We start from the raw sequence: 5,493 nt of genomic DNA, 5'->3' as shown, positions 1-5,493 counted from the left end.
CACGTGGTCCCACCCCTGTCCACGGCGGGGGCCGGCCGCCGCGGGGGGGGGGGGGGGGGGGGTGGCGTGCCCGACCCCCCCCGCGCCCCCGCGTTCAGCGCGGCGGCTCGACGGTGGTGAAGTCGCCGCCGAGCAGCCGGGCGTCCACCCCGTCCGGGGCCAGCTCGCCGTGCTCGGCGATCACCTCCGCGGCGAACTCCTCGGCGTCGTCCTGCGGTTCGTAGCCGAGTGCGCGGGCCGGGGCGAGGTCCCACCACGCGCGGGTGTTGGCGCTGATCCCGTTGACGACGGTGTGGCCCGTCACCGGCGCGGTGAGCGCCGCGTGCACCAGGCGGGCGCAGTCGGCCGGGCTGAGCCAGGTGGAGAGCATCCGGGTGGTGCGGGGCCGCGGCTCGCAGGAGCCGATCCGGATGGACACCGTCGTGACGCCGTACTTGTCGGCGTAGAGCTGGGCCAGGCCCTCGCCGAAGACCTTCGACAGGCCGTAGTAGGTGTCGGGCCGGGGCAGTATGTCCGTCCCGATCAGGCCCGCGCCGCCGAGGCCCCTGCCCTCCAGCGGGGTGAACCCGACGGCGTGGTTGGAGCTGGCGAACACGACCCGCCGGACGCCCTCCTCCCGGACAGCCTCGTAGAGGTGGTACGTGCCCTCGACGTTGGCGCCGAGGATGTTCGCGAAACTGTCCTCCAGGGCGATGCCGCCCAGGTGGACGACCGCGTCCACACCGCGGACGGCCTCCCGGACGGCCCCGGCGTCGCGCAGGTCGAAGGCGAGGGCGTCCGGTTCGTTCGGGACGGGGACGAGGTCGGCGAGGCGCAGCCGGTGGCCGAAGGCCGGCAGCAGATGGCGCAGCATGCCGCCGACGCCGCCGGCGGCGCCGGTGATCAGAATGGTCTGTGGCATCGTCAGTCCGTGGTGGTCGTGTGGCGCCTGACGGGGCGGCGGCGGGATCGGCGCGGCCGCCGGGGTCGGGGCGCTCGGGGAGGCGGACCCTGCCCATGCTCGTCCATCGCGCGGGCGATCGGGTGCAGGTGGGGCGGCACGGCGCCGAAGTCGGTGCGCGGGCGGAGCAGGCCGGGCTCGGGCGGCGGCCCCCGGTTGCACTGCCGGAGGCGCGCCGCCCGGCGGCGACTACCGGGAGCCGGGGCAGAGGCCGGCCTGCACGGCGGCGAGGATCTTCTCCGACTTCTCCGGGCCGAAGCCCTGCGGGTGGTCGGGCGAGGTGAAGGTCTCCTGGGTCAGCCGGAGCAGCCGGTCGTGGTCCTTGGGGTAGTTGTAGACCGCCTGGCACTGGGTGCGGGCGGAGGCGACGGCCTTGGCCGGGTCCTTGGCGATCGCCGGGTCGATCGCGTTCAGAGCGGCGACCAGCTTGGCGGTGGCCGCGGCGTCCGGCAGCGGCGGCAGGCCGGCGTTGCTCGGCGGCGCGGGCTTCGGGCCGGTCGGCGAGGCGTCGGTCGGAGCGGCGCCGCCCGGAGCGGCACCGGAGGCTCCGGGGCTCGCGGCCGCCGCGGCTGAGGGCGCGCCCTTCGCGGAGCTGCCCACGGTGGTGGAGCAGGAGGCAAGGGCGAGGACGGCGGCCGCCGCGACGGCCGCACTGAGGGTACGTGTGCGCATCCGGACAGCCTGTCAGGTGCGCGGCGGTCCGGGGAGGGGTGTGACAGGGTCGTGACACCTCTTCGCGGGTCGCGGCCGGGACCGCCGCACCGTCCGGGCCCGCTTCCGGTCGATCACTCTCGGCGATGAGGGATCACAGCTCCGTCCGGCGGCGCTGGACCACCACGCACAGGTCCACCAGCGCGAGCACGGTCAGCAGGGCGCAGCAGACGGCGAAGACCACCAGCGTGCCGCGGCTCGGCACGTCCGTTCCGCTGCTGCGCGCCGCCCAGGCCGCAAATCCGGCGGTCAGCAGCCCGAAGACCGGCACGAACAGCACCGAGAGCAGGAAGCGCAGCCTGAGATCGGTGCGCGCGGTCGCCGGCTCCGTGCCGCTGCGCCACGTTCTGGGTGTCCTGGCCGGTCGCACCCGCGTCACCTCCCGCCCACGCCGCTCCGTCTCCCAGGGTAGGGCCGGCGGGCCGGGTCGGGCGGGTCAGCCCGGGTCGGCCGCCGTGGTCGGCGAAGCGCCCGTACGGCTGCGCGCGGGGGCGCCCTGCGGGCCGTGGTACAGCGCGGTGACCCAGCGGTTCACCCCGTCCACCAGCGGCTCGACCAGCGGCAGCGCCAGCAGCACCAGCAGGCCCGCCGTCCAGCCGGCCACCACGTCGGAGATCCAGTGGGTGCCGAGGTAGACGGTGGTGAGCCCGATGGAGGCCGCGGTCAGCGCGGCCAGGACCGTCCCGGTGCGCCGCCAGCGCACGGCGAGGTAGGCCAGCACCCCCCAGGTCACGACCGCGTTGGCGGTGTGCCCGGACGGGAAGATGGTGCCGCCGGCGAAGAGCTCGGGCGAGTCGATGACGTGCGCGTAGTGCGGGCCCAGCCGGCCGGTGATGATCTTGACGCCGCCGACCGTGATGTTCAGCAGCAGCAGCGCCGCCCCCATCACCAGCAGCGGCCGCACCGTGCGCTGCCGGTACGAGCGCCAGCCCAGCCACAGGCAGGCCAGGATCGCGGACGGGCCGCGCTGGCCGGCGACGATCCACACGTCCAGCAGCGGCCGGACCTCCGGCCAGCGCTTGTACGGCTTCAGCAGCTCCAGCGACCAGTCGAGCCGGACCAGAGAGGTGTCGGCCAGCACGCCGGCCACCACCACCGCGTACACCAGGGCGGTCACCGCGAAGAGCACCGCGTGCGCGCGCCCGAAGCCGCGCCGCGCCGGCCCCGGTGCCGGGGCGGTCGGGGCCGTGGTGTCGTCGGACGGTCGGATCGAGGCTCGCACGCACCGACCCTACCTGCCGCTGCCGACGGCCCGGCCCGCCGGGAGATGCCGAAGGGCCCCGCGCAACGGCGGGGCCCCTCGGCGCTGCACGTGCGCTGATCAGGGGAGCAGGCGCTCCACGGCGACGGCGCCGTACTTCTGGAGGTCCTGCCGCGCCTTCTCGATGAGGGCCGGAGTGGGCGTCCGGCCGGAGGCCATCACGAGGTCCTCGGGGTCGACGGGGTGCTCGGCCCCGGTGTGCAGCAGGTGGTCCGGGGTGGGCATGCGGCTGTCGGTGGACTCGGACATGGGGGCCTCCGGTTGTTTGGAGCACCGGCCGGATCGCAGTGACCGGCCGGTTCCGGATCCGCCGCCCGGCACGGACGACGGAGGTCTGCTACCGAGTGTGTACCTTCCGGGGCCCTGATCGCACGGGGAACACTCAGTCGAGCGGGCCGCCGGCCACGTAGATGACCTGACCGGACACGAATCCGGCGCCCTCGCTGGCCAGGAACGAGATGGTGTGGGCGATGTCCTCCGGCGTGCCGACCCGGTTCACCGGGATCTGCGTGGCGGCGGCCTCCTTGAACGCCTCGAACTCCATACCGACCCGGGCCGCGGTCGCCGCGGTCATGTCGGTGGCGATGAAGCCGGGCGCGACGGCGTTGGCGGTGATGCCGAACTTGCCGAGCTCGATCGCCAGGGTCTTGGTGAAGCCCTGCAGGCCGGCCTTGGCGGCGGAGTAGTTGGCCTGGCCGCGGTTGCCCTGCGCGGAGGAGGAGGAGAGGTTCACGATCCGGCCGAAGCCGGCGGCCACCATGTGCTTCTGGACGGCGCGGCTCATCAGGAACGCGCCCTTCAGGTGCACGTTCATGACGGTGTCCCAGTCGGACTCCGACATCTTGAAGAGCAGGTTGTCGCGGAGCACGCCCGCGTTGTTGACCAGCACGACCGGGGTGCCCAGCTCGGTGGCGATGCGGTCGACCGCGGCCTGCACCTGCTCGGCGTCGGAGACGTCGGCCCCCACCGCCAGGGCCCGGCCGCCCGCGGCGACGATCGCGTCCACGGTCTGCTTGCCCGCGGACTCCTCCAGGTCGACGACGGCGACGGCGTAGCCGTCGGCCGCGAGGCGGAGCGCGGTCGCGGCGCCGATGCCGCGGGCCGCACCGGTGACGACGGCGACCCGGGGGGAGGTGGACTGCTCGGTCATGCTCGTACTCGTCTCTCTCGGGGTGGACGGGCAGGCCGACACGCGGTGGCCGACCCGTGTCCCACCGACACGTGCCGGGCCGGTGGCGGTCCGGTGAAAGCCGGCGGAAAGGTGGTGTACAACGCGCTGCGCGCACACCCTACCGACGAGTAGTCTCCCGGGCCAGGGTGCAGAGCCGCAGGTGACGGAGGGTAAGGGCATCGCGGGGGCCGGACGGGTGAAACCGATCCTGTCGTGGGCCCGACAGATGGCGGAAATATGCCAACTTTGCCGAACATGCGACTACTATCAGCCCCTGCCTGCCGGGCCGCCGCGACCGTTTGTATAGTGTGCGCCAGCAGCCACCGGCTGCACGGCTGACGCGCCCTCCCATGCAGCAGGACGCTTACTCGCCGTTACTGCCCCGCTCGGGTGTCCCACACACACCGAGCGTGACACCGGGACGGATTTCATGGTGCTGGGGGAGATCCCGACAACCCGCGTGGCCGGTCGACTGCAGCAGTCGCCCGGTCACCTCATCCGCGTGGCCCAGCAGGTGCACACCCGCTTGTGGTCCGAGCACGTCGGCGCCGATCTGACGGCGCCGCAATTCGCAGTCCTGCTCACCCTCGCCCTCGAGCCCGGTGCGGATCAGCGCACCGTCGGCGAGCGGGCGTCGCTGGACAAGGCGACGATGGCCGAGATGGTGGCCCGACTGGTCCGGCGCGGCCTCGTGCTGCGCCGGCGCGATCCGGCCGACGGCCGGCGCAAGCTGCTGGCCCTGTCGCAGAACGGCGCACAGGCCGTCCGCGAGGCCACCGGCGGAGTGGTCCGTGTGCAGCGGACGCTCTTCGAACCGCTGAGCCCCGACGAACAGATCGAAATCGTCCGGGTCATGGCCAAGATAGCCCGGCTCGAACCGGCCGCGGTCGCCGCACTGACCGACGCCCGGCCGTTGCTGGACGCCCAGCGGGCCATCGGCTACCTGATCAGGGTGGCACAGCAGGTCCACACCAAGCTGTGGTCCGACAAGGTCGGCGCCGATCTCACGGCACCCCAGTACGCGGTACTGGAGGCCCTGGAGGCGGAGCCGGGCGCGGACCAGCGCACGGTCGGCGAGCTCGCCTCGCTGGACAAGGCGACGATGGCCGAGATGGTCAGCCGGCTCGTCCGGCGCGGTCTCGTCCTGCGCCGCCGCGACCCGTCGGACGGCCGCCGCAACCTGCTGTCGCTCTCGCCGGCCGGCCAGGAGCTGCTGCACCGCTCGGCCGCAGGCGTGCGCGAGGTGCAGGAACTGCTGCTCGCGCCGCTGGAGCCGGAGGACCACGAGCAGGCGCTGGCGCTGCTGGCCAAGACGGCGCGGTTGTAGCGGACCGCGTCGAACCGGCCGATGTAACGATTCGGCAGTAGCGCAAGGGCCCGGGGCCGTCACCTGTGCGGGGTGGCGGCCCC

At 73.8% G+C, this 5,493-nt stretch carries 7 protein-coding genes; 1 reads left to right on the top strand and 6 read right to left on the bottom strand.

The annotated features are described in order from the left end of the window. Positions 1-94: 94 nt before the first annotated feature. From ACFV0G_RS25765 to fabG, 6 genes are all read right to left on the bottom strand, one after another. Positions 95-907 (bottom strand): NAD-dependent epimerase/dehydratase family protein, encoded by an 813-nt coding sequence (locus ACFV0G_RS25765; RefSeq protein ID WP_380552497.1) that lies wholly within the window; start codon positions 905-907, stop codon positions 95-97. Positions 908-1,129: 222 nt separating this feature from the next. After that, positions 1,130-1,612: a hypothetical protein gene (locus ACFV0G_RS25760; protein WP_380552484.1), complete on the bottom strand. Its 483-nt coding sequence runs from the start codon at positions 1,610-1,612 to the stop codon at positions 1,130-1,132. Between the two features lie 133 nt (positions 1,613-1,745). Next, the gene (locus ACFV0G_RS25755) at positions 1,746-2,021 is read right to left on the bottom strand and encodes a DUF6343 family protein (protein ID WP_380552481.1); all 276 of its coding nucleotides are present in this window, start codon (positions 2,019-2,021) and stop codon (positions 1,746-1,748) included. A gap of 66 nt (positions 2,022-2,087) precedes the next feature. After that, the gene (locus tag ACFV0G_RS25750) at positions 2,088-2,873 is read right to left on the bottom strand and encodes a phosphatase PAP2 family protein (protein ID WP_380552478.1); all 786 of its coding nucleotides are present in this window, start codon (positions 2,871-2,873) and stop codon (positions 2,088-2,090) included. Between the two features lie 99 nt (positions 2,874-2,972). Continuing rightward, positions 2,973-3,161, bottom strand: a complete 189-nt coding sequence (locus tag ACFV0G_RS25745) for a hypothetical protein (RefSeq protein WP_380552475.1) — start codon at positions 3,159-3,161, stop codon at positions 2,973-2,975. Between the two features lie 133 nt (positions 3,162-3,294). Beyond that, positions 3,295-4,062, bottom strand: a complete 768-nt coding sequence (gene fabG, locus ACFV0G_RS25740; RefSeq protein ID WP_380552472.1) for a 3-oxoacyl-ACP reductase FabG — start codon at positions 4,060-4,062, stop codon at positions 3,295-3,297. 523 nt (positions 4,063-4,585) lie between these two features. On the opposite strand from fabG, the gene ACFV0G_RS25735 reads away from it, so the two are divergent. Continuing rightward, positions 4,586-5,410, top strand: a complete 825-nt coding sequence (locus ACFV0G_RS25735) for a MarR family winged helix-turn-helix transcriptional regulator (RefSeq protein ID WP_380552469.1) — start codon at positions 4,586-4,588, stop codon at positions 5,408-5,410. Positions 5,411-5,493 lie beyond the last annotated feature (83 nt).

Source organism: Kitasatospora sp. NPDC059571, from assembly GCF_042735675.1.
Taxonomy (GTDB): domain Bacteria; phylum Actinomycetota; class Actinomycetes; order Streptomycetales; family Streptomycetaceae; genus Kitasatospora.
This window is presented reverse-complemented; position numbering and strand designations above follow the sequence as displayed.